This window comes from Thalassospira profundimaris (assembly GCF_003326675.1).
Classification (GTDB): domain Bacteria; phylum Pseudomonadota; class Alphaproteobacteria; order Rhodospirillales; family Thalassospiraceae; genus Thalassospira; species Thalassospira aquimaris.
The window spans coordinates 294,682-318,929 of record NZ_JPWF01000004.1 but is presented as its reverse complement, the minus strand read 5'-3'; the positions used below and the strand labels follow the sequence as shown (position 1 = coordinate 318,929).

Sequence of the window (24,248 nt, the reverse complement as noted above, 5' to 3'; positions counted from 1 at the left end):
CTTCAAAGGAAGGACGAACTACTGCCGTTGTCCTAAGTTGTTTGACGAGCATACATGAGTTTGGACAGTCACTCTTGAAGTCTGTTGGAGTCCGCGTAGGGAAAACTTCAACTGTCGATGCTTTTACAGAGATCGTTTTTTCTGGTGATAAGAATGCGACAAAAGACCGTCCAGACGGACTTCTGATCGTCAAAACTGGCCAGCGTGAGTGGCGGGCTCTAGTGGAAACGAAAGTTGCTTCTAACGTTTTGGACGATGATCAGGTCGATAGATATCGCAATCTTGCAAAATTGCATGGGGTCGATTGTGTTATCACGATTTCGAACCAGTTCACTTCGAAGCCAGAAAATCATCCGCTGCAATCGGTACGGAAAAGTCGATCCAAAATTCCAGTTTATCACTGGTCTTGGATGTTTGTTCTTACGACGGCAGACTTGTTAATTAGCAACAATGAGATAGCTGATCCTGATCAACTATACTTGCTGAATGAACTCAAGAGGTTTTTGACGCACGAAAGTACTGGAATTAAAGGGTTCGACCGGATGCCTGCTGAATGGACTGAGCTAAACAAGCTGGTCTCGGCGTCAGAGGGAATTCCTGCGAAATCCGAGGCAGCTCAGGTCGTTCTCGAAGCTTGGCATCAGGAAACCCGTGATCTGTCTCTTATCTTGAGTCGGCAGACAGAAACACTGGTCCGAGAAAAACTACCAAGAAAACATATGGATGATCCCAATCTGCGGATTAAGGAAGAGTTTGCCAGCCTCAGAGAAACAAAGCGACTAAGTACGACGTTGATTATTCCTGATGCAGCTTCTCCTGTTGAGATTTATGCAAATTTGATGACGCGTACTATATCGGTCGAAATGTTCTTAAGGGCTCCAGAAGATAAGAAGTCGACCAAGGCCCGTGTGAATTGGCTATTGCGGCAGCTAAAGGCAGTCGAAACGCCAGACATACACGTGCGGTTAATGTGGCCGGGTAGCAGCGAAGCCACTCTTTATCCGCTAGAAGACCTTAGAGAGGATTCCGCTACGGCCGAGACCGGGAAGGAAACGATGCAGGTTCTGGGTTTCCATATTCTGCTATCGCGCAGAGTTGGTGCGAAATTTACTCAGCAGACCAACTTCATTTCGCTTTTGGAAGAGATAGTGCCCGAGTTTTATCAAGAGGTTGGGCAAAACCTTGTTGCATGGCGCAAGTCTGCTCCCAAGATCAAGTCTAAGCGAGATGGATCGTTGGATGTCAGTATCGAAGCATTAGAAGAAGAGGCCGAGGAAATGGCTCTTGATAGCTAAAGCATAAATTGTCTGAAGATTAAGAGGGCCCCAACCGGGGCCCTTTTGTTTTGTCTGATGATTGCGATGTGGTAAGGCAACTGGTGTTGCCCCAATCACATCACGCCAGTGGCAGGATGATGTCGGTGATGGCTTCGTGGTCCGGCACGTCAGGGAAGAAGGCGACGCGCTGGAAAATCAGCGGGAAGTCACCGGGTGTTTCGCCACTTTGTGGTAACCAGTCGCGATAAAGGGCAAGGGCGCTGTCGCCAAGGGTTTGATCGCTGCCAATATGGCGAAGTTTTGCGCAGCGACCGGACGGGATGGTCAGGGAATAAAGACCCATCTTTTCGTCCTCGGCGGAAAGGGTTTGCGTGGTGGTAACGCAAAGCCCCATGCGGAACTGATCGGGCGGGGTGTCATCGGGATTGCACCAGACAATATTGAATGTGGCATGTTTTGACGGGTGCAAATGGTGGGTTTTGCGCCATGCGATGAACCGTTGAATGGTATCCCCGATCCGTGCAGGCGGACCGAGATGATCCAGACAGGCCGTTCTGGTTTCCGGGAAATCAATGATGGTCACGTCGTTTGCAATGGTGTTTTGCATCGTATTTCTCCGCACGGAAAGAAGTGCTTGATACGGGGCCTGCCAGCCCTCCCAGTTCGGGGCATTGCGAAAATCACGCGGGGCTAGCCCGTGGATTTGGCGAAAGGCACGGGCAAAGGCCTCGGGCCCTTCATACCCGGCATCAAGGGCGATTTGCAGAACCGGAATGTTTGGGCGGAAGGCCAGCATATGGGCTGCCCGGCGCATCCGCATCAGGCGGATATAATGCCCGACATTGATGCCGTAAAAGGCCGCGAACTGCCGATGAAAATGAAAGGCGGAATAGGCGGCAATACTGGCAAGCACATCAAGGGGCAGGGCTTGATCGAGATGGGCATCAATATGGGCAATCACCCGGTCAAACCGGCGTTCGATATCTGTTTTGGCCGGGATGCTCATTGCGGTGATACCTGACGGGTTGTGGTTGGTGTGTTGCTCTTGGCTTAATCATCCTGGCGTGATCATGCATGGATCATGGCAACAATACCTGACCGATCTTGCGCATTTAGCGGATAACGCCCTTGTCGGGTGGATTGCGCAGCGCAAAGGCGGCAAGTTCGTCGATAAACACCCGTTGGCGCATCGGCATAAAATCGGTTTCATGCCATACCGCATAGAAATCACGCATTTCCGTTTCCCAGTCGGGCAGGATCGGCACCAGTTTGCCCGATGCCAGATCGTCGGCAATGATGTTATGGGCAAAAAGACCAAGCCCGTGCCCCTTGCGGACCATTTTGATCGCCAGTTCCATTTCATCAACATTGAACCGGCCGGTGGCGGTGATGTTTTCTTCGGCCCCGGTGGTGCGATCATAAAACCGCCAGGTCAAAAGCGGGCGGGAAATGATCATGTCATGATTGGCAAGGTCGGTTGGGGATGACGGATAGCCTTTGCGCGCCAGATAGGACGGTGCCGCACAGGGAACAAGCCATGTTCCCGCAAGTCGTCGCATCATCAATGATGGCCGGGTTTGCTTGCCAACCCGGATTGCCACATCAAACGGAAAGTCTTCTTCGGGTAGAAGCGCGTTCGATAGTGTCAGGCGCAATTCGATCCGCGGATATTTGGTCATGAAGTCGGAAAAGAAATCCGGCAGCCAGTAATTGGCAAGATTGACCGGCAAGGCAAGGCGCAATGAACCGACACACTGGCTTTGGCGTTGATCAATTTCACCCAGTTGCAGGGCCAGTTCGGACATGATCGGTTTGATGCGGTCGTAATATTCACGACCTGCTTCGGTCAGGGTGAAATTGCCACTGCCGCGATCCAGAAGCTTGCTGCCAAGGGCTGCTTCAAGCTTTTGCAGACGGCGACTAAGGGTCGCGACCGGCACACGCATCTGGGCCGATCCGCGCCGTAAACTGCCGGCATCCACCAGACAGGCAAAGATTGCCAGATCATCGAGATTCTTCAGGTGTTCCATTTTTGAGAATCCGGGTTCCGAAATTGTGATCTTTTCCCAAAAACAAGAATAAGGGATGTTTGTCGCCAACAACAGACCCAATATGAGGAGCCGTTATGTTCCCCCCGCAGATGCAGCGTATGGTTTTTTCGTTCTTTATGTCGCTGTGGCTTTGCTTTTTGATGACCGGCATTGTCACCTTGATCAATACCGGTGTTGATGCCGGTTACACGTCGCGCTGGGCGCAGGCCTTTATCGTTGCCTGGCCGATCGGCTTTACGCTGGTGATGCTCAGTGCCGGAACGGTCAACAAGATCACATCGCGTCTTGTCCGTCAGGTCGCCTGACCTTAACAGCACTTATCCGACCCCGCCCAATACATATGGCGCGCCATCAAAGATGCGTCAAAAAGCCCGGCAGTTTTGATTGTCGGGCTTTTTCTATTGGTTCGGGTTTTTCATAAATTCAATGTGTTGCGGCGATGAATCCTGCCCAGAAACCCACCCATGCAAAAACGGCGATTGTTTAAATCCAAAAATTGAACCAAATTCGATTTTACGTCAAAAATGATCCATTGGATGGAAGGCCGCATTGGTATGGTTGCGCAAAACCGCATGGAAAAACGCCAGCAACGCGAAGAACTGATCCTTGATGCCGCGGGAGAGCTGATCGCAGAAGTCGGCTTTTTCGAGCTTAAGATGTCGGACCTTGCGCGGGCCTGCGACATTTCGGTTGGCACCCTTTATGGCCATTTCGCCAGCAAGGAAGATTTGCTGATCGGGCTTGCGGTTATGGCCGGTGCCAAACGCGCCGGGAAGTTCGACATCGCACGCAATCACGACGGCAGTGCGATTGAAAAATACATCATCGCCAATTTGCTTGATCTGAGTTTTTCTATCGATCATCCGCAATTGTTCGAGGCCGAATATCTTGCCCTGGCGCCGTCGGTCTGGAAACGCGCAACCCCGGCCCGCCATCAGGCCCAGCTTGATCAGATCAATGCTATCACCACCATGTTTCAAACCTTCCTGACCGAGGGGGAGGACGAACTTGGCATTGCACCGGACATGACCAGCCGCAGCCGCAATCTTAACCTTGGCAGTTGGGGGCTTGGTTACGGGATCAATGTGCTGGTTTTATCAGAAATTACCGACCGGCATTACGGCCAGGAATTGCGCAAGAATGCCGTTGGCATTTTGTGCGATGGCCTGGCCGATCTGATGATCGGGGCTGGCTGGCAGGTTGATGATGCACGTGAAAAGGTTCGTGCGCTTGCTGCTGCCTATGCCGGGACTCCCGATTTTTGACCGATGAATTGACGATAATTTCTATCCCCTCTCGCCACCAATAGCGCCCCCTAAAGAAACGCGCCCCAAACGCCCCAAGGAGTTCCCCATGTCACAGGAAAACAAGGCAATGTCGGCAGTCTTTTTGACTGTCTTGTTTGGCTTTGCCGGTTTCAGTTTGCCCTATCCTGTCTTCGGCCCGATGTTCCTGAAACCCGAACTGGGCTTTCTTGATCCGTCGGTTCCCGAACAATATCGCACCATCCTTTTGGGCGTTGCCATGGCGCTTTATCCCATCGGGCAGTTCATTGGTGCCCCCTGGCTTGGCCGGATGTCCGACCGGGTCGGGCGCAAGCCGGTTTTGATGGCGTCCCTTTTGGGGGCGGCCAGTGGCTATATCGTTGTGGCGGTGGGTGTGGCGAGTGCGAACTTGCCGCTGGTCCTGATCGGGCGGTTTGTGTCGGGCCTGTGCGAAGGCAATATGGCAATTGCCCAGTCCATTGCATCGGATATCAGCAAGCCGGAAAACAAGGTGCGCAACTTTGGCCTGATTACGGTGGCGATCAATGTTGGCTGGATCGTCGGGCCGTTGATGGGCGGCTTTTTCTCCGACCCGTCCATTCATCCGTCCTTTAACGTTTCCTGGCCGTTCTTCTTTGCGGCGGGCATGTATGGCTTTAACCTTCTGGTGGTCGCGGTTGTTCTGCACATTCCGGAATATGCGCGCCGTCGCGGTCGGACCAAGGATGATCAGGCGATTGCCGGGCGAACTGTCTGGGCAACCTTGACCGACTCCGTGCTGTTGCCGGGCTATGCGGTTTCATTTGCCAGCTATTTCGCGATCTATTTGTTCTTCTGCTTCTTTGGTGTCTATCTGGTTCAGACCAGCGACGTGACCAGCAGCTTCCTTGGTATGTGTTCGGCGATCATTTCGATCCCGCTTATTCTGGCCGGATTGACCGTGGAACGGGCACAGCGCCCACTGGGTTTGCGCGGTGTTGCCACCCTTGGTCATTTGCTTTTGGCCATTGGTCTGGTGACCTTTGTTCTGCCTGATGGTCTGGTTTGGGTTTTTGTGCCGATGTGCATTGCTGCTTTCGGGATCGCATGGTGCGAGGTGACAACCAGCCTGTTCATTTCAAACGGGGCAGGCGCGCATGAACAGGGCCAGGCATTGGGCATTTACCGGTCCGTCCATGTGCTGGCCGAGGCGGCAGCCGTTCTGACCGGTGGCGTTCTTGCCGGGCTGAATAACACATCGCCTTTTATGGTTGGCGGGATTGCCGCATTGATTTGCGTGATTGGCATTCTGGGCTGGGTCAAGTCGCGCGCCCTGGTGCCGGCACCGGCCGAAGCGCCTGCGGAATAGCCGGTCGTCTGAGACCTGTATGAACAGAAAAACGCCCGCACAATAATGCGGGCGTTTTGATATCAGTTATCTGTCAGATCGTTTGGGGCAAGTGCAGCCAGTGCGACCAAGGCATTTGCGATGTCACTGTCCTTGCGTTTGTCATCGGGCAGCTTTGCCAGTTCATCGGCAAGTGCGCGGATATCTTCAAGACCGTCCAGATCATCACATACCGTCATCACCCGGCCCCAGATCGCATCATGATCCATCCCGCCCATAACCGTCAGCACGATGGCACGATTAAGGGTTGCTTCGGGGTGTTCAGGGGCTTGTGACAGGATTTGTTCAAATGCCTCAAACGCCGCGATCAGGTGGCCTTCGCGCAGGTTAATGACCCCCATATCATTCGATGCGGTCAGTGATGACGGATTGATGCGCAACAGCTGTTCGACGGCGCGTCTTTCGCCTTCGGCATCGTCGTTGGCGCGATAACACGCTGCCATCAGACGATGGATGGTTTCCGACCCCGGGCTGTGATGGGCGGCGGTTTGCAGGGCCGAAAGGGCGCTTTCACTACGATCAAGTTCAAGCAATGCCTGCGCACGCAAGGTCAGAAGATCCGGGTTGGTCGGTTTGGAGCGCAGAACAATATCAACATGGTTCAGTGCATTGCGGGCATCACCATTTTCAAGCAGGGCGCGTGCAATGTGATAGAGGCATTCGGCATTGTCCCCATCAGATTGCAGCACAGTGCGATATTCGCCAAGTGCTTCGGTGATCGAACCTTTTTCATGAAGCGCACGGGCCAGACCGAACCGTGCTTCCAGATTATCCATATCTTCGCCAAGGGCCTGACGCAGCATATTGATTGCGGCGTCAAATTGTCGCCTTTTCAGGGCTGCAAGCCCCATATCTGCAAAGGACATTGCATTCATCCGAGATTTCCCAATCCATTCCTGATCCGTTTGCCGGATCATTAGATTTATCGATTAACGATGGGATTATAAAGACCGGGGCAGGCATTGCCAGCCCTATGTCGACCTTGGGTGATGAATGCAGGTGACGTTTGGCAAAGGTCAGAGAACCGCGATGGTCAGTTCAGAAACCCGTTTCGGATTTCGGTTTCCTTTGCCTGTGCCCAGCCCTTCACAAGATCAAGGTTGTTCTGCCGCGTCAGATCGGAATAGGGGCCGTCATATGCGGTGTTGCTTGCCGGGGTATATCCGGGCAGCATTTCGGTTGGCGGCAGGCGGAAATCAAATCCATAGGATACCGACAGGAATTTCTGTTCACTGGCGATCTGGAATGTCGCGAAATACAGGGTGTCGGGATGGATTGCCTTGCGGTTTTCCAGATAGCTTGATGCCTGTTTGAGATGTGGTTGTGTCAGGTTATCCAACCGGCTGACCAGTTCTTCAATTACAAGGCAGCCGGTTTCGGATGCGCTGGATGGTTCCATTTCCGTGATGAACAGGGCATCGGAATTGCGGGCACACCATTGTTTGGCCGTGGGTCGGTAATCGGTTCCATCACCAAGGGAAACCGTCACAAAGATCAGGCCATCAAGGCTGTTATCCTGCCCGATCCGCGCCAAAACAGTCTTGCCAAGGGATGATGGGGCATCTGCGCCGCCAGTTTGCAAACCGGCAAGGGTCCAGTCCCCGTTTGGCAACATGATTTCACCATGCGGCGTTTCAATCTGGCTATGCAGGACCGTCCCGATGGCGGAATTGTCGTCAAACAGGTTTCCAGCAAGGGCCGGAAAGGCAGTGAAGGTGGCTGCCAAAAACACCAGCAACAGTTTGATCATGAAGGTCCCCGAAGTGCCATGCCGGGGCAGCAGGTTGCCGCCCGGCATCTTTGGCTTGATGTGATTTATGGTTTATGCAGCATCTTGATTTCCATGAAATCTTCAAGGCCAAACAGGCCGCCTTCGCGTCCGATACCCGATTGCTTATAGCCGCCAAACGGGCTACCCGGGCGGGGGAAGGCACCATTGATGCGGATCATGCCCGCACGCAACTTGCGGGCAACGCGGTTGGCCTTGGCATCATCGGGGGTCTGGATATAGGCCGCCAGACCATAGGGGGTATCGTTGGCGATCTTGATGGCTTCTTCTTCGGTATCGAACGGGATCATCGAAACGACCGGGCCAAAGATTTCCTCGCGTGCGATGCGCATATTGTTGTTCACATCGGCAAAGATGGTTGGTTTGGTGTAATAGCCTTCATTGATGCCATCGGGTTTGCCAACTCCGCCGACCAGAAGGGTGGCACCTTCGTCGATGCCCGCCTGAATAAGGGTCTGTACGCGGTCAAACTGAATGTGGCTGACCAGCGGGCCGATATGGTCGCCTTCGATGGTCGGATCACCGACTCTGGCGGCGTCACCAACGCGTTTGGCAACTTTGACCGCCTCGTCATAGATGGATCGCTGCACAAGCATCCGGGTCGGTGCATCGCAGGTTTGTCCAGAATTGTTGAAGACATCCAGCACGCTAAAGGTGATGCGATCTTCGATATCGACATCATCAAACACGATGTTTGGCGATTTTCCACCCAGCTCCAGGGTTACGCGTTTGACGTTTTCTGCCGCATCACGGGTGATGGCCTTGCCTGCGCGGGTTGATCCGGTAAAGGACATCATGGCGATATCGGGATGCTGTGAAAGGGTGGCACCGGCCACCGGGCCAGCCCCCTGAACAAGGTTAAAGGCACCTGCGGGGAAGCCCGCCTCGTGGATCATTTCGGCATAAAGGGTGGCATTAAGCGGGGTAAATTCGGACGGCTTAAGCACACAGGTACAGCCGGTTGCAAGGGCCGGGATGACCTTGAGAACGATCTGGTTGATCGGCCAGTTCCAGGGGGTGATCAGGCCGCAAACCCCGATCGGTTCGCGCAAAAGTGTTTCACCGTTATGCAGGGTTTCTTCAAGTTTCAGATCACGCAAAACCGCAATGAAATCGGCAAGATGGTCACTGCCCGCCGCGGCCTGCTGTTCGTGGGCCATGGTGGTTGGCGCACCCAGTTCGGCGGTGATGATATCGGCCACTTCGGAATAGCGGCGCTTATAAATCGCAAGAAGGTTTTCCAACCAGCCAAGGCGCTGATCAATGGTGGTTTGGCTATAGGTGACAAAGGCCCGTTTGGCCGCGGCAACCGCAAGATCGACATCTTCTTCGCTGGCCAGCGTGATTTGCGTAATGACTTCTTCGGTGGCCGGATTGATGACATCCATTTTCTGCGACGAAATCGGATCAACCCATTTGCCGTTGATGTAAAATTTGCCTGCGTTTTCCATTTAGGAAGCCTTCCTGATCGTAGGGTTGTGTCGGGCCAGATCGTCTGTCGTTCGGGACGGAGTGCCTGAAGTCAGGTCCGATTGCCTAACCAGTTTTTGATAATCTCGCGGTGGCGTTCGGCCCCGTAACTGGCAAAATGTCCGCCATGAACGACCCGGACCGGCAAATCATAAAGCCGTTCCATTGATCGCACGTAATCCTTTGCATTTGCATGATAAGTGTCTTCGATCAAAGGTCCATCATAAACAATATCGCCCGAAAACAGGATGCCGGTTGATGCTTCCCAAAGGGCAATGCCGCCCGGCGAATGACCCGGTGTGTGGATGACTTCAAAATGCCGGTCGCCAAGATCAATGACATCGCCATCCTCGACAATCCGGGTGGCCGGGGCGGCCTTGACCGCATAGGTGGTCGAGGCATAGGGAAGCGGCGGCAGTTTGGTGAAAATCTCGTCCGTTACATAAGGATCGGCAAGGGTGTTTTTGCGCGTCGGCGCGGCAAGAAGGTCTGCCTCGCAGCGATGACAGATGCGGTTTTCAAATTCGTGGTGACAGCCGATATGGTCAAAATGGGTATGGCTGGCAACCGCCTGAACCGGGCGTTCTGTCACCAGTGGCACCCAGGCGGTCAATGACACCACCCCCATGCCACTATCGACCAGCATATCGCCATCGCGTCCGCGGATATGCCAGATATTGCAGCGGTAAAATTCCTCGATAAACGGTTCACCGATATAGGTGACATCGTCGCCGACGGATTTGGTGCTGTACCAGTCTTCGGGTTTGGCGTGATCAAGGATCCTCATGCGGCGTCCTCTTGCACTTTGGCGGCGGGATGTCCGGGTAGGATGACCACCGATGCCGGATCAAGGGTCAGGTCAATCCAGGCACCCGGTTCAATGATTGCCGATTGCGGCATATGGGCGGTGATGATCATGTCGGGATAATCCGCCGGGCTTAGATGGGCGCGATGATGCGTGCCAAAGAAAGCACCATCTTCGACCTTGGCCTTGCCCAGTGTGATGCGCGGGCCGGTTCCGGTGCTGGCACGGAAATGTTCGGGGCGAATGGCAAGGGTGATCTTTTGCGCCGCTGTCGCGTTTTGATCGGCCATTACCGATGCGGGCAACTTCACCGCCCCCAGTGCCGTATGGATGTGAATGGCATCATCGGTCAGGGCATCAATCGTGCCGGGAAAGAAATTGACTTCCCCCATGAAGCTTGCCGAAAACAGGGTGCGCGGGCGCATATAGATATCTTCGGGGCGACCGACATCCTCGATCTTGCCTTCGTTCATCACCACAATCCGGTCGGCAATCGCCATGGCTTCTTCCTGATCGTGGGTGACATGAACAAAGGTGGTGCCGACGCGCTTCTGGATGGCTTTGAGTTCATCCTGCATCTGACGACGCAGTTTCAGATCAAGTGCGCCAAGCGGTTCATCAAGCAACAACACATCAGGTTCAACCGCCAGGGCGCGGGCAAGGGCAACGCGCTGGCGCTGGCCACCGGAAAGTTCGTGGGGTTTCTTGGTCGCGGACGCCTTAAGGCCAACCATATCAAGAAGTTCCTCGGCCTTGGCGTGGCGTTCGGTCTTGCCGACCTTGCGCATCTTCAGGCCAAAGGCGACATTGTCGCGCAAGGTCATATGCGGAAACAGGGCATAATCCTGAAACATCGTGGTGGTCGGACGTTTGGAAGGCGGGACATCGCCCATATCGCGCCCGGCGATTTCAATCACGCCACGGGTCGGTGACAGAAACCCGCCCAAAAGCGACAGCAGGGTGGTTTTGCCACAACCCGACGGGCCAAGCAGGACAATGAATTCACCAACGGCGATTTCAAGACTGACATCATCAAGGGCGGTAAAATCGCCAAAGGTTTTGGTCGCATTGCGAATGGATACTGGGGCGGTCATTTCTTTGCCGTCCTTCTAAAGACAATCAGTTCAAGAATAAGCAGCAGCGCAACCGATACCAGGAAGACAACACTTCCGACCGCGTTGGTTTTCGGGTTCAGGCCCGAACGCAACATGCTCCAGATTTCAACAGGCAGGGTGACGTCAAAGCGCGAAAGCAGGAACGCGATGATAAATTCATCCCAGCTAAAGGTGACGGACAGGAAAAATGCCGCAAGGATCGATGGCATCAACATCGGGGCGGATATCTGTGTCATCACCTGCCATTCGGCAGCACCAAGATCGCGCGCGGCCCGTTCGATGTTTTTTTGATGATCGCCCATCGATGCGTAAATGATCGCAAAGCATAGCGGCAAATTGATCACCACATGCCCGATGCCAACGGTCCAAAGCGACAGGGAAACACCCAGCCAGTTAAAGGTCGATAACAGACCAAGGGCGATGATCAGGTAACTGACCGTCATGGGCGCAACCAGAAGCCCGCGCTGAAGCCGGGAGGCCGGAAGAATATAGCGCGCAAGCCCATACGCGGCACAGAAGCCAAGTACACAGGCAACCAGCGAAGATCCGATGGCCACCATCAAGGAATTGCCAAGGGCAGACATCAGGCGACTGTCGGCAAAAACCTCGCCATACCATTTAAGGGTGACCCCATTAAAGGGCGGGACGGGAAGGCGGCCATCCTGAAATGAAAACAGCACAAGGACTGCAACCGGCAAAAAGATAAAGCCGTAAAGTGCCGCCAGATAGACCCAGGAGGCAATTTTGGAAAAGCGTGGAGAGATCATTTTATGTTCTCTCCATCTTGAGCCATCGGGCACACGCGATATAGGCAAGTGTGACCACCACCATCAGAATGATCGACAATGTGGCGGCCATCGGGAAATCGGCCCGGCGGCCCAGTTGCAACATGATGACCTGTGGCAGGGCCAATTCATTATTGCCGCCCAATATCTGTGGCGTGATGTAATCACCAATGCACAGCACAAATGTCAGAAACGCACCGACCATGATACCGGGCAAGGTCAGCGGCAAGATGACATGCCAGAAAACCTGAAAGCCGTTGGCGCCAAGATCGGCTGCCGCCCGGCGATAATTTGGCGGCATCTGTACCAGATTGGCATAGATGGTCAGGGTCAAAAGCATGACAAAGAAATGCACGAACCCGATCACGGTGGCGGTGCGGGTGCTGGCCAGTTCAAGCGGTTCGGCAATCAGACCGATATGCAAAAGGGCGTTATTGATCACCCCGTTTTTGGCCAGAACCAGAAGCCATGAATAGGACCGCACCACATAGCTGGTCCAGAATGGCAGGATCGCCATGATCAGTGCCATGCGCTGCCATTTTTGGGGGACACGTTCGGCGATGATCCATGCCAGCGGATAGGCAAGGATCACGGAAATGATGGTGACGGTGAATGTGATTTCAAGCGAGACAAAAAGCCCCTTAAGCAGATGGGCCTTTTCAAAAAACGTGATGTAATTGTCCAGATTGAACGTCATGACGATGTCGCGGCCCTTGCGGGTGGCAAGGCTGATCGCGGCCATGACAAGAAACGGGATCACGAAAAACGCGACCGTCCACAGCAATGCCGGGGTCACAAACCCCCATGCGCGGCGGTTCTCGCGTGTTTCCAGGGTGACAGAAGCCATCACGGTGTCCTTTGTAAGCAACACAGGCATTTGGCCCGGTTACCAGTCTTGGTGTCGTGGAAGGTTGGTCGCCGTTTTGGCAAGCTTAGCAGAACCACTGCCCCGCAAAAAGCGGGGCAATGGCGGGTGGCAATAAGCGCGGGATGCTTATTGCTGGAGCATCTCGACCCAGGCATCCTGCATCTGGGCATCCAGATCGGCATCTGGGATCGGATAAAGCTGCGAGTTTTTAAGGTAGCCCGGCTGATCATCCCAGCGAAGGGCTGCTTTTTGCGCGGCGGTCAAATTGTCGCCGGCCTTGGCGTTGGCGGGCATCCCCCAGTAACAGGACGATGTGGCAAGACGTGCCTGTCCTTCCGGGCTCAGGATGTATTGAACGAATTTCAGCGCAAGGTCGGGTTTGGCGGACTCTTTCATCACGCCAATCGACTGGGCCCAGCGCAGGCCGCCCTGTTTCGGGATGACCCAATCAAGGTCGGGTTTGTCTTCGGACAGAACCGCCGTGATCCATTCACCGCCGCCAACAAGAATATCGACTTCACCTGTGGCCAAAGCCGTTTGGGACGAGACAACTTCGCCAACCTGCTTGGAGACCTTTTTCATCGCAAACAGCTTTTCCTTGATGGCGTCCATATCGTCGGCACCAAGGTCCGCCGTATCAATGCCAAGGCCCAGCCCGACAAGTCCGATAACCGGCAGGTAGTAATCATAAACTGCGATGCGCCCGGCATATTTGTCCGACCAGATCACCGACATGTCTTCCATGTCCTTGGGATCAACCTTGGTCTTGTCGAACGAGATGGTGTTGTAGCCGAACTTTTCGGTGACGGCATAAATCTTGCCATCAACCACGTTGTTTTCCGCCATCACAACTTCGGGGAAGATATCGGAAGTCGGCAGGGCATCGGCCGGAATTTCGGCCAGAAGGTCCATTTCAACAGCCCGATGCACATCAACGCCGTCAATCACAAACACGTCCCAGTCCCCCGGACGGGATTGTTCGATGATCGAAAGGCCCGCACCCGTGCCTTCATATTCCTTCAGATTGACTTTGACGTCGTATTTCTTTTCGAACGGCTCGATCAAGGCCGGATCGGTGTGATCGCACCAGACAAGTGCGTTCAACTCTTCGGTGGCTTGTGCGCTGTTTGCAACAGCAATGGCACCAAGCAAAAAGGTTGCGGCACCGCCTAAAAGCTTATTGCGGGTTTTCCCCGTAGCAACGTGACGAAACATAGGCTCTCCCTGATTTCATATTGAGGCCTCCCTTTTATTGGGTCTTTCGGCACTCATTCCGGTGCCGTTGAAAAAATATTGAACGTGTTCATTTTTTGAGTCAATGTAATTTTTGAACCCGTTCAGTTTTCTCGGAGTGACAATGTCAGGTCTGCGCGCCCAGAAAAAAGCCGATAAAAACCGCCGTATTCTTGAGGCGGCGACAACACTGTTTCGCAAAGTCGGCTATGACAGTGCGCGCATAGAGGACATTGCCGAAATGGCCGGTGTATCGGTTGGAACGTTTTATAATTACTATAAAAACAAGGGGGATATGCTGATGGCGACGGTCTCGATGGAGGTCGAGGAAGTGCTGGCAGCGGGCGAGGGGATCATTGCCAAAAAGCATGATCAGGTCGCCGGTGCCCTGCTTGAACTGATCGGGAAATATTACGACCATTCCCTGACATATCTGTCCAAGGAGATGTGGCGGACTGCCATGTCGCTTTCAATCGCACAGCCTGAAACACCGTTTTCCAAGCGCTATACCGCCCTTGATCATCGCCTGTCGAAACAGGTTTGCGATCTTTTCCGGTCCCTTCAGGATCGCGGCATTGTGCGCAAGGATGTCGATTGCACGGCAACCGGCGAGCTTGTCTTTAACAATGTGAACATGATGTTCATCGAGTTTGTCAAAGACGAGGAAATGAATGTGGATGGCCTGAAAGATCAGGTCGCCCGCCAGAATATCCCGCTTGCCGATCTGGTATCACAGGCAAGCTAGGCGTTTTTGCCCGCACTTGCCGCCGCATGCAGATAGGCGATGGCAAGGCGTCGGCTTTCAATGCGAAGATTATCCAGAACGCCGTGATCTTCGCCCAACTCACCGAAACTTCCACGCGCAAGTCCGGCCAGTGCAGCCAGCACCGTGAATGTTGCGGTTTTGGGATCGGCAAAGGATGCGTCATTTGCCTTTCCAAGAATTTCCCCAACAGCCCGCCCCATCCGTGCGAACACGTCGGACGATAATCTGACCTGATTGATGGCGCCGGCGATCCGGTACATGGCCTTGGTTGCTTCGGGGTTTCTCATTTTCACAGATACATAGGCGTCTGCGATGCTTGCCGCGAGATCCGACAAAGGGGCATTCTCGGCGTTGGAGGCAATGCGTTCGAATTCCGTCGCCATTGCTTCGAAATGGTTCAGCAGGATGGCGTAAAGCAGGGCTTCCTTGTTGGGGAAATATTGATAAAGCGTGCCGACCGAAACGCCTGCGCGGTCCGCAACGCGTGTCGTGGTGAAACGCCCCAGATCCTCGGCCAGCAAAACCTGAATGGTTGCTTCATGAATGGCCTCGACCGTGACACCGGACCTGCTTTGGATCGGCTGTTTTCTGGGCTTCAGGCCGTCTGTAGCGGATGCTTTCAATATGCGAATTCCAAACTGAAGGATTGTTCAGATATATTTGTTTCATAGCGTTCCGACAAGACGGGCGCACGATTTTCCCCGGATTTGGGTGGCGCACACCGAAGATCCGGGACAGGATGAACAGCCCGGTTTGATAAACCGCGAGGACAGAAAGTGATGCACATGCGTGAAGGCATTAAAACCACGAAGGTCATATCGATCGGACGCAGATTGTTTCTTGGCTCGATCCTGGGTGCTGCTGTACTGGCAACGGGGATGACCGTCGGGTTTTCCCAGCAGGTACATGCATCACCGCGCATTTTGACGTTCAGTGATCACCAGCCCGCAGACAGAATGCGGACACGCTTTTTGCGCGACGTGCTCTTTCCGTTGATCGAGGCGGAATCAAATGGACGCCTGAAAATCGAAGATCATTGGGATGGTGAACTGGCACAGGCCTATGATGCCTTGGGTGCGCTCAGCAGTGGTGCAGTTGATATGGCAACAACGGTGCCGGAATACACTGCCAAGGAAATGCCGCTTCATCAAATATTCAAAAGCTTCATCGTTGGTCCGAAGGATGATCAGCAGATCGCGTTTTTCCGCCGCGTTTATGACGAAGTACCCGTATTTACCAAGGAACTGGCCGATAATAATATTGTGCCGATCTTTTTCGGAACGGGCTATCCGGTCGCGTTTTACAGCACTGAACCGCTTTCTGACCTGTCGGGGATCGCCGGGCAGAAATGGCGTTCGGCAAGTTTCTGGCACCTCGATTTCCTGAAAAATGCTGGTGCAACGCCTGTGCGTGTCCATTGGGGTCCGGAAGTCTACGAAGCGATGAAATCTGGTGAACTTGACGGCCTGATGGTCAATGTCGATAGCGGCTATTTCCTTAATGCCCACGACGTGGCGCCAAATATTCTGGTTTCCTATGACCTGTGGCTTGGTCATGTTTATCCACTGACCATGAACAAGGATGTTTGGGATAGCCTTGATACAGAGTATCAGGATGCCATTCACCGGGCTGCTGCAAAATCATACGAGACCCTCGGTAAAGTGATGACGCAAAGCTTTGATGACCAGATTTCAAAGCTGCGCGAAGCTGGTGCCAATGTGCGTATGCTTGATACGTCCGAGGTTGACGCATTCGCCAAAGCCACCCGCTATCAGGATGTGCAGGCCGCCTGGGTAGCAGAACAGGAAGCCAACGGCAACAAAAGGGCCGGTGCCGTGATGGGCGAAGTGACTGCAATCATGAATGATTTTCTGCCCGTCCGGAACTAGGGCGGATATGCAAAGCTGACATCCTGTTCTTTGACAGCAGGATGTCAGCAGCCCGGATCATGGATTCCAAACTGCTTGGCGGCTTTTGCCCGTGATGTTATCAAAACGCATCCTAGGGTTGAAACGCGCAATCGGAGCCGAAAATAATGAGCTCACCGGCAGATGGTTATTTCGAAAGAGGACAGAGCTGGCCGCTTGAGTCTGTTCGTCTTCGCGGCATTCTTTTGGAATGCGGGTTGGAAGAAGGCCTTAAATGGGGCAAGCCCTGCTATATGCAGGATGGCAAAAACATCGCCATCATTCAGGGCATGAAGGATTTTCTTGCCCTGATGTTTTTCAAGGGCGCCTTGATGGATGATCCGGCCGATATCCTTGTGCCGCCCGGACCCAATTCAAACTCCGGCCGACAAATCCGTTTTGCCAGCATGGATGATGTTGCCAAATCTGAAAACAGCATCAAGTCCTATGTCCAGGCGGCCCTCAAGATCGAAGAAGCGGGGCTTAAGGTTGAGAAGGCCGATACCCCTGATTTGCCTGCGGAACTGCTTGCCAAACTTGCCGAAGACAGCGAACTGAAAACCGCGTTCGAAGCCCTTACACCGGGCCGACAACGTGGATACGGGCTTTATATCGGTGGTGCAAAACAGTCAGCGACCCGGCTGGCCCGGATCGAAAAGCATCGTCCGCGCATTCTGGAAGGCAAAGGCATTCACGACCGCTAAGCCTGTGTTAGTGATCGCGGTTCAAAAGCTTTAACTTGGCCACTTGCCCCGGCAGTCCGAACATCTTAGGTTAACGTAAACGTCAACGTATGTTGCAGGGCAAAATGAAGTTTCAGGGTACGGAGAATTACGTTGCAACCGAGGATTTGATGGTGGCAGTCAATGCCGCGATCACGTTGCAACGTCCGCTTTTGGTCAAGGGAGAGCCGGGTACGGGCAAGACGGTTCTGGCCGAGGAAATTGCCAAATCACTTGGCAAAAAGCTGATCACATGGTCGATCAAATCCACTACCCGCGCCCAGCAGGGCCTATATGAATATGATGCGGTTTCGCGTTTGCGCGATAGCCAGTTGGGGGACGAGCGTGTTCATGACATCGCCAACTACATCGTCAAGGGCAAGCTCTGGGAAGCCTTTGAGTCGGATGGAGACGCCCCGGTTCTTCTGATTGACGAGATCGACAAGGCCGATATCGAGTTCCCCAACGATCTGTTGCAGGAACTCGATCGCATGGAATTCTTCGTTTACGAGACCCAGCAAACGGTCAAGGCCATCAATCGTCCGATCGTGATCATCACGTCAAACAATGAAAAAGAATTGCCCGATGCGTTCCTGCGGCGTTGTTTCTTCCATTATATCCGCTTCCCCGACGCCGATACCATGGCCGAGATTATCGAGGTGCATTATCCCGGTATCCAGAAACGTCTGGTCGCCGAGGCCCTGAACCTTTTCTATGATATTCGCGACGTTTCGGGATTGAAGAAAAAGCCGTCAACGTCCGAGCTTCTGGACTGGTTGAAGCTTCTGATGGCCGAAGACCTGCCGCCCGAAGTGCTGCGTGCCAAGGATGCCAAATCGGCCGTGCCGCCCCTTCATGGTGCATTGCTTAAAAACGAGCAGGATGTGCATCTGTTTGAACGGCTGGCCTTCATGGCGCGGCGCGAAGGGCGCTAGGTGGTTCCCGGCCTTAATAGGCCGGAAAGGTTGCCTTCATTGCAGCTTCTTCAGCGCGAATACGACGCCAAAGTATGGCTGCGTAAATCGGCAGTCCGACAATCAGCGTTCCCCACGCCTGAAGAGCCAGGCCAAAGCCGATCAATTCAGGTGCGATGTTCAGGAAGTAATTGGGATGCTTGCAAATTTTATAAAGGATGCTGGTGCGAATCTCGTGATTGGGCGAGATGAAAAGCTTGACCGTCCAAAGGTCACGCAGCGTCGCAATCACACCTGCAAGCATGACAATCGAAACCACCCAAATCGCAATTCCGGCATAGGTCAAAGTACCGACCGGGGCTGCGCGGTTAATCCCTTCGATAACGCTGGCAGCATAAAACCCGATATGCGCAACGGTCAGAATACGGGTGGTGGCAACATCATATTCGGCGGCACCAGCCGCGCGCAAACGTGCTTCGTTTCGTTTGGAAATTGCCAAGGAAATCAGTCGGGCAATGATGGCAATGGCGACAAAGCCATAAAGAAAATCAGTCATAAAAAGAATGCTCGTGCGTTTGTTTTTGGTAATCCGCGGCGATCATGCCCGGTACGTGCGGGCGGAAAGTGCCTGATGGGGGCCGCTTTGTCCAGGTTTGGGTTGCATGAAGTCATGTTTTATATCGCAAAAGTTTCAGATCCGCGCATGATGGCGTTTGGATCGGGGGGCAAGTGATGTTCACCGGTTTTTTCTATAAGCTTAAAGATGTGCGTATTCCTGTGTCACTGCGGGAATATCTGACTCTGCTTGAGGCGGTGGAAAAGGGACTGGCAGGCTATTCGGTTGAGGATTTCTATTATCTGGCGCGTGCGGCCCTGGTGAAGGACGAACGCCATCTTGATAAATTCGACCGGGTGTTTTCCGAACATTTCAAAGGTGTTGCCGATCTGGCGGCGGGCATGGACGAGGTTGCCCAAACTGATATCCCTGAAGAATGGCTGCGCAAACTGGCCGAGAAATTCCTGACTGACGAGGAAAAGGCCGAGATCGAAGCCCTTGGCGGCTGGGAAAAGCTGATGGAGACGCTTAAACAGCGTCTTGAAGAACAAAAGGGCCGCCATCAGGGCGGTAATAAATGGATCGGGACGGCCGGGACTTCGCCATTTGGCGCATATGGCTATAACCCCGAAGGGGTGCGGATCGGACAGGACAAGTCCCGTCATCGTCGTGCGGTCAAGGTTTGGGATAAACGCGAATTCAGGAACCTTGATGACAGTGTTGAAATCGGCACACGCAACATCAAGGTGGCCCTTCGTCGCTTGCGCAAATGGGCGCGGACCGGGGCGGCAGACGAGCTTGATCTTCCGGGCACCATCACGTCAACCGCACGCCAAGGGTGGCTTGATGTGCAGATGCGCCCGGAACGTCACAACGCGGTCAAGGTGTTGATGTTGTTTGATGTTGGCGGATCAATGGATGACCACATCAAGGTGTGTGAAGAACTGTTTTCCGCGGTCAAAACCGAGTTCAAGCATCTTGAATATTATTACTTCCACAATTGCCCCTATGAAGGGTTGTGGAAGGATAATGCCCGTCGCTGGAACGAACAGGTTTCGACATGGGATGTGATCAATACCTATGGCGCGGATTACAAGCTGGTGATCGTCGGGGACGCAACAATGAGCCCCTATGAAATCACCTATCCCGGCGGGGCTGTCGAACACTGGAACGAGGAAGCCGGGTCTGTGTGGCTGCAACGCCTTGTTGATCATTTCCATCATGCGGCCTGGATCAATCCGCAACCGGAAAACTGGTGGCGTCATCACCAGTCGATCCAGATCATGCACAAGCTGATGGAAGGACGGATGTTCCCCCTGACCCTTGACGGGTTGGATCGTATGACCGGGGAACTTAACCGCTAATCCGGTTGGCGGATGGTTCTTGCGGGGTTGTATTTTGGCCGGGCGGGATATGCTGCGCCATCAGGTCGATGAACGCGTCAAGATTGATCGGTTTGCCCAAGTGATCATTCATGCCCGCGGCAAGACAGTCATCCCGATCTGCACGGGATGCATTGGCTGTCATGGCAATAATCGGCAGTTCGGTCGATGATTTGACCTTGCGGATTTCACGCGTTGCCTCAAGCCCGTCCATACCGGGCATCTGCACATCCATGATGACAATGTTATATTTCTGATCAGGGGAAAGAGCCATCGAAACCCCTTCTTCGCCATTCACCGCAAGGTCGACCATCGCCCCCTCGTTTTCCAGAAGTCCCTTTGCCACCTGCCGGTTCAGGGCATTGTCCTCGACCACAAGAACGTGAAGTCCTTCAAGACGGCCGGTACTGATGCCGTTGGCAAGATTGGTGTCACTGCCATCTGACGAAAGGTTCTGCAGGGCGTCCTTCAGGTGGTGGGCAAGGAACGGCTTTTGAAGATCATGTATCGTCAAGCTTGGGGCTGCGTGCGCAAGTTTACTTTCACGACGTGTCAGGGCCACGATCCGGTATGTGTCATCGGGCAGGGATGCCAGTGTATCCGCAATGACCTGCGCATCCTGATCACTGAGCCCGTATTCATCTATGACGATTTTCAATTCTGTGCCGTCATGGCTTTTCAAGCCCTGTAGCAATTCAATCAATTCCCCCGGGGTCCGGGCAAGTGTGAAATCGAGATGCTGATATTCGACGAATTTGCGATAGATATCAGCCGCATGATCGGCAATGGCCAGAAAGACTATGTCTTCATTATCAATGGGATGCGGGTTGTCCTCAGTCGTCGTCAAACTGTCTTCCATGACATCAAATTCAAGCTCAAACGAGAATGTGCTGCCTTCACCAGGCATCGTCATAACTTCGATTTTGCCGCCAAGGGCCGTGACGTAACTGTCGCTGATGGCAAGGCCAAGTCCGGTGCTGCCGAACTGACGCGATGTTGATGCTTCTGCCTGTGTAAAGCCGGTAAACAGCCGGGCCAACTGTTCGCTTGATATTCCAATGCCGGTATCCTCGACGGCAAAGCGAATTTTTGATTTTCTCGGCATGTTGCGATCAACGGTTTTCACCGAAATGCAGACATGACCGGTTCGGGTAAATTTAAGGGCGTTGCTGGCAAGGTTGGTCAGGACCTGTTGCAGTTTCAGGCTGTCGCTTCGAACGTTAACCGGCAGGTCTGCCGAGACATCGAAAATGAGATCGATGTCATCATTGACGTGATTGCCATACAGAACGTGTCCCAGTTCTTCGAGTAACTGAACAAGATCAAAGCTGTGCATATCAAGTTCGAGTTTCCCGGCCTCGATTTTGGAATAATCAAGAATGTCATTGAGGATACGCAGCAATGCACGAGCAGAACTTTGGGCCTTATTCAAATAGTCGCTTTGTGTCGGTGTCAGATCGGTTTGCCGGGTAAGTTGAAGCATGCCAAGGATGGCATTCATCGGGGTGCGGATTTCATGGCTCATATTGGCAAGGAAGTTTGATTTCGCCACGTTTGCCCGATCAGCACTTTCCTTGGCCTGTTGCAAAAGTTCTTCGCGGTTGGCCTGATCGGTAATGTCGCGGTTAAAGCCGGTCACGCGGAACGCGCTGCCATCTTCATTGCGTTCAACATCGGCACCTGCCTGAATGACCCGTCTTTCACCGTCCGGGGTAAAGATTGCAAATGTCGTGTTGAAGTCGCCCGTACCATCAAGGAGGGCTGCGATACGAAGTTGCAAGCGGTCGACGTCACCGGGATCAAGTCGGGATTGCCAATGTTCCAAGCTTACGCCTTCATTTTGCATGAATGCGGGATAACCATAGATGTGGAACATATTAGGGTTCCACCTAAGTGCATTGGTCGTCACATCCCACGACCAGATTCCCATTTCCGCGACATCGGCCGCCATCTCGATCTGATTTCTGGTGGCATCAAGTTGGCGACGGATTTTGTATTGCTGTGTGACATCGATTGACACGTAAACCAGCCCGTGATGTTCGCCGGCATCGCTTTTAAGCTCGGAAATCACGGTCGAGGCAATGAATTCGCTGCCATCCTTGCGGATTTGCGTCCATTCACGGGTGGTCGTTTCACCGATCATCGGCAAGATGAACAAGGCTCTGTCAGGGGGGATGTCACCCCGGATCGGGTTTGACAGTTCTTTTGCATATGTCTTCAGTTCGGAAGGCGCGAACAGTTCGGAAATATGAAGTTTTTCAACAGCTTCGTCCTGAAGGAAGCCAAAGAGATGTTCAGCGCCGCTATTGAAGACGGTGATTTGCCCTTTTTCATCCGTGGCAATGATTGCAACATCGTTGGCAGCGCGCAGAATATTCATCAGCAGTGCGTTTACGCTTGTCAGCTCCTCGGTCCGGACCGAAACAAGGTTTTCAAGCTGGGTATTGATTTCATTGATCCGTCGACGGGCTTCTTTCTGGGCCGTGAAATCGCGCATGGTTTGCGACGAACCGATGATGTCGCCTGAATCGGACTTGATCGGGGATGCCGTCACGGACAGGTCGATCAATGTACCGTCTTTGCGAAGCCGCTGGGTTTCGAAGTTCTGGACCGGTATGCCTTTGGCCAGGCGTTCCTTAAGGTCACGTTCCTCGCCGTGCAGGGCAGGTGGAACCAACAAGGTATCAAACGGCAATCCAAGCACTTCGGTGCGGCAATAGCCAAACAGGGTGGTCGCGGCGGGGTTCCAGCTTGTGATCTTGCCTTCAAGGTCGCAACCGATGATGCCATCAAACGAACTTTCAACAATCGACGCCAATGCAGCGCGGTCTTTCATCGCGTTAAGTTTGTTTCGGCGGTTGGATATAAAGGCCGAAAAAAGCAGGGCAAGACCGATGCTGGCCGCCGAACCGGCCCCCATCACTACTTGATGGGGAAACAGATTAAGATTGCTTACAAATTCAGGCGTGATTGCAAAGTCAACCGACCAGACGCGACCAAAAAGGGTCATTTCAGAGTTGGTCACAAGCCCGGTGGTCTCAAGCGCGCCTTCCGGGAAGTTGCGGAAAAAGGTTACCGGGTTGTCGGCGACAGTGATGTCTGTCATCGAAAGCGAAAAAGTCTGGTCATAAATGTCCAGATCAGCCAGCACTTCTTCCATCAATAAGGGCGCGTAACTCCAGCCAAAAGCTGCCTGAACGCGTTGTTCTTCTGTGTCTGTTGGTAAGCCCGGTCGATAAAGCGGCGACAGGATTAAAAATGACTGTTTCGGGTTGCCGGTTGCCTGAACCAGTGTGATTGGCCCGGTCAACTGAACGGTCCCGGTTTTCATCGCATCGTCTGCGGCTTTGCGGCGGTTGGTTTCCGAACCGATATCAAGACCGATGGCCTGCATGTTCCGCTCGGCCGGTTCGATATACTGGATGACATAACGTTCGTCAGGATGCGGCGTAAGTTGCCGGATTGAAAATGTCGGGAAATCGTCGGCTTTTGCGCGTTCAACAAACGCCTGTTCGTCGGCAACGGGCACACGCCGGATAAAGCCGAAGCCACGCGCACCGGGAAACTCGGTATCAATATCGCGGACATGATTGTACTGGATGAATTGTCGGCGGCTCAGATCATTTTCGCCAGCTGTCAGGACAACCGCCTTGGCGCCCTGCAAACCGTATTGGTACAGCCTGAACCGATCAGTGATGGCCGAAACAGCGAGTGTTGCAGCTTTGTCCGCTGCGTCGTCGATAATTTCAATATTGCTGTTACGGAGATGCCATGTCGTCGCGGCACTGAGTGCAATGCCGATAAGGGCAATGGTTACCGACAGAACTTTTATTTTGTTCGGAGACAACGTGCTGTTACTTGAGTTCACTGATTTCACTGACAAATACGGATTTATTTATCTGTATCTGGTGGCTGCGGGAACGTTTTCCAGTATTGGATCTGCAATTGTTATGTGA

At 53.4% G+C, this 24,248-nt stretch carries 22 protein-coding genes; 9 read left to right on the top strand and 13 right to left on the bottom strand.

Going from position 1 to position 24,248, the window contains the following annotated elements; genetic code table 11:
- Positions 1–74: 74 nt before the first annotated feature.
- The gene (locus TH19_RS08010; RefSeq protein ID WP_220151709.1) at positions 75–1,295 is read left to right on the top strand and encodes a hypothetical protein; all 1,221 of its coding nucleotides are present in this window, start codon (positions 75–77) and stop codon (positions 1,293–1,295) included.
- Between the two features lie 100 nt (positions 1,296–1,395).
- Here TH19_RS08010 and TH19_RS08005 read toward each other — a convergent pair whose 3' ends face one another.
- The gene (locus TH19_RS08005; RefSeq protein ID WP_181846357.1) at positions 1,396–2,283 is read right to left on the bottom strand and encodes an AraC family transcriptional regulator; all 888 of its coding nucleotides are present in this window, start codon (positions 2,281–2,283) and stop codon (positions 1,396–1,398) included.
- A gap of 106 nt (positions 2,284–2,389) precedes the next feature.
- Positions 2,390–3,307 (bottom strand): LysR family transcriptional regulator, encoded by a 918-nt coding sequence (locus tag TH19_RS08000; protein ID WP_114101798.1) that lies wholly within the window; start codon positions 3,305–3,307, stop codon positions 2,390–2,392.
- Between the two features lie 95 nt (positions 3,308–3,402).
- On the opposite strand from TH19_RS08000, the gene TH19_RS07995 reads away from it, so the two are divergent.
- The 3 genes from TH19_RS07995 (at position 3,403) to TH19_RS07985 (ending at position 5,941) form a co-directional block, all read left to right on the top strand.
- The gene (locus TH19_RS07995; RefSeq protein WP_114101797.1) at positions 3,403–3,633 is read left to right on the top strand and encodes a DUF2798 domain-containing protein; all 231 of its coding nucleotides are present in this window, start codon (positions 3,403–3,405) and stop codon (positions 3,631–3,633) included.
- A gap of 231 nt (positions 3,634–3,864) precedes the next feature.
- Complete coding sequence (locus TH19_RS07990; protein WP_181846356.1) at positions 3,865–4,593, top strand: TetR/AcrR family transcriptional regulator; 729 nt, start codon at positions 3,865–3,867, stop codon at positions 4,591–4,593.
- A gap of 88 nt (positions 4,594–4,681) precedes the next feature.
- Positions 4,682–5,941 (top strand): MFS transporter, encoded by a 1,260-nt coding sequence (locus TH19_RS07985; protein ID WP_114101795.1) that lies wholly within the window; start codon positions 4,682–4,684, stop codon positions 5,939–5,941.
- A 62-nt stretch (positions 5,942–6,003) separates the two neighbouring features.
- On the opposite strand, the gene TH19_RS07980 is transcribed toward TH19_RS07985, so the two are convergent.
- From TH19_RS07980 to TH19_RS07945, 8 genes are all read right to left on the bottom strand, one after another.
- On the bottom strand, positions 6,004–6,855 hold the full coding sequence (locus TH19_RS07980; RefSeq protein ID WP_114101794.1) for a tetratricopeptide repeat protein: 852 nt from the start codon (positions 6,853–6,855) through the stop codon (positions 6,004–6,006).
- A 158-nt stretch (positions 6,856–7,013) separates the two neighbouring features.
- A complete protein-coding gene (locus tag TH19_RS07975) occupies positions 7,014–7,730 on the bottom strand; it encodes a hypothetical protein (RefSeq protein ID WP_147250735.1) in 717 nt (238 codons plus the stop codon).
- 65 nt (positions 7,731–7,795) lie between these two features.
- Positions 7,796–9,220 (bottom strand): aldehyde dehydrogenase family protein, encoded by a 1,425-nt coding sequence (locus TH19_RS07970; protein WP_114101792.1) that lies wholly within the window; start codon positions 9,218–9,220, stop codon positions 7,796–7,798.
- 71 nt (positions 9,221–9,291) lie between these two features.
- Positions 9,292–10,026, bottom strand: coding sequence for an MBL fold metallo-hydrolase (locus TH19_RS07965; protein WP_114101791.1), 735 nt, complete (start codon positions 10,024–10,026; stop codon positions 9,292–9,294).
- Positions 10,023–11,138 (bottom strand): ABC transporter ATP-binding protein, encoded by a 1,116-nt coding sequence (locus TH19_RS23240; RefSeq protein ID WP_114101790.1) that lies wholly within the window; start codon positions 11,136–11,138, stop codon positions 10,023–10,025. The genes TH19_RS07965 and TH19_RS23240 overlap by 4 nt, the downstream gene beginning before the upstream one ends.
- Positions 11,135–11,926 (bottom strand): ABC transporter permease, encoded by a 792-nt coding sequence (locus TH19_RS07955; RefSeq protein WP_114101789.1) that lies wholly within the window; start codon positions 11,924–11,926, stop codon positions 11,135–11,137. Before TH19_RS07955 ends, TH19_RS23240 begins: the two co-directional genes overlap by 4 nt.
- A 1-nt stretch (position 11,927) precedes the next feature.
- Positions 11,928–12,791 carry an ABC transporter permease gene (locus TH19_RS07950; protein ID WP_114101890.1) on the bottom strand — a complete coding sequence of 288 codons (864 nt, stop codon included), beginning with the start codon at positions 12,789–12,791 and terminating at the stop codon, positions 11,928–11,930.
- Positions 12,792–12,938: 147 nt separating this feature from the next.
- Positions 12,939–14,027 carry an ABC transporter substrate-binding protein gene (locus TH19_RS07945; protein WP_114101788.1) on the bottom strand — a complete coding sequence of 363 codons (1,089 nt, stop codon included), beginning with the start codon at positions 14,025–14,027 and terminating at the stop codon, positions 12,939–12,941.
- A 142-nt stretch (positions 14,028–14,169) separates the two neighbouring features.
- Here TH19_RS07945 and TH19_RS07940 point away from each other — a divergent pair, with 142 nt between their 5' ends.
- Positions 14,170–14,790 carry a TetR/AcrR family transcriptional regulator gene (locus tag TH19_RS07940; RefSeq protein WP_114101787.1) on the top strand — a complete coding sequence of 207 codons (621 nt, stop codon included), beginning with the start codon at positions 14,170–14,172 and terminating at the stop codon, positions 14,788–14,790.
- Here TH19_RS07940 and TH19_RS07935 read toward each other — a convergent pair.
- Positions 14,787–15,434 carry a TetR/AcrR family transcriptional regulator gene (locus tag TH19_RS07935; protein WP_181846355.1) on the bottom strand — a complete coding sequence of 216 codons (648 nt, stop codon included), beginning with the start codon at positions 15,432–15,434 and terminating at the stop codon, positions 14,787–14,789. The genes TH19_RS07940 and TH19_RS07935 overlap by 4 nt on opposite strands.
- Before the next feature lie 162 nt (positions 15,435–15,596).
- Between TH19_RS07935 and dctP the strand changes: the two genes are divergently transcribed.
- The 3 genes from dctP to TH19_RS07920 all read left to right on the top strand — a co-directional run bounded on the left by dctP (position 15,597) and on the right by TH19_RS07920 (position 18,375).
- Positions 15,597–16,700 (top strand): TRAP transporter substrate-binding protein DctP, encoded by a 1,104-nt coding sequence (dctP, locus tag TH19_RS07930; RefSeq protein ID WP_114101785.1) that lies wholly within the window; start codon positions 15,597–15,599, stop codon positions 16,698–16,700.
- Positions 16,701–16,846: 146 nt separating this feature from the next.
- On the top strand, positions 16,847–17,422 hold the full coding sequence (locus tag TH19_RS07925) for a YdeI/OmpD-associated family protein (RefSeq protein ID WP_114101784.1): 576 nt from the start codon (positions 16,847–16,849) through the stop codon (positions 17,420–17,422).
- 104 nt (positions 17,423–17,526) lie between these two features.
- The gene (locus TH19_RS07920) at positions 17,527–18,375 is read left to right on the top strand and encodes an AAA family ATPase (RefSeq protein ID WP_114101889.1); all 849 of its coding nucleotides are present in this window, start codon (positions 17,527–17,529) and stop codon (positions 18,373–18,375) included.
- 13 nt (positions 18,376–18,388) lie between these two features.
- On the opposite strand, the gene TH19_RS07915 is transcribed toward TH19_RS07920, so the two are convergent.
- Entirely contained in the window at positions 18,389–18,910 is a 522-nt protein-coding gene (locus tag TH19_RS07915) for an isoprenylcysteine carboxylmethyltransferase family protein (RefSeq protein WP_114101783.1), read from the bottom strand.
- A 176-nt stretch (positions 18,911–19,086) separates the two neighbouring features.
- On the opposite strand from TH19_RS07915, the gene TH19_RS07910 reads away from it, so the two are divergent.
- Positions 19,087–20,274: a vWA domain-containing protein gene (locus TH19_RS07910; protein WP_114101782.1), complete on the top strand. Its 1,188-nt coding sequence runs from the start codon at positions 19,087–19,089 to the stop codon at positions 20,272–20,274.
- Here TH19_RS07910 and TH19_RS07905 read toward each other — a convergent pair.
- Positions 20,264–24,139 (bottom strand): PAS domain-containing hybrid sensor histidine kinase/response regulator, encoded by a 3,876-nt coding sequence (locus TH19_RS07905; protein WP_147250734.1) that lies wholly within the window; start codon positions 24,137–24,139, stop codon positions 20,264–20,266. The two genes, TH19_RS07910 and TH19_RS07905, sit on opposite strands and share 11 nt — an antisense overlap.
- Positions 24,140–24,248: the final 109 nt, after the last annotated feature.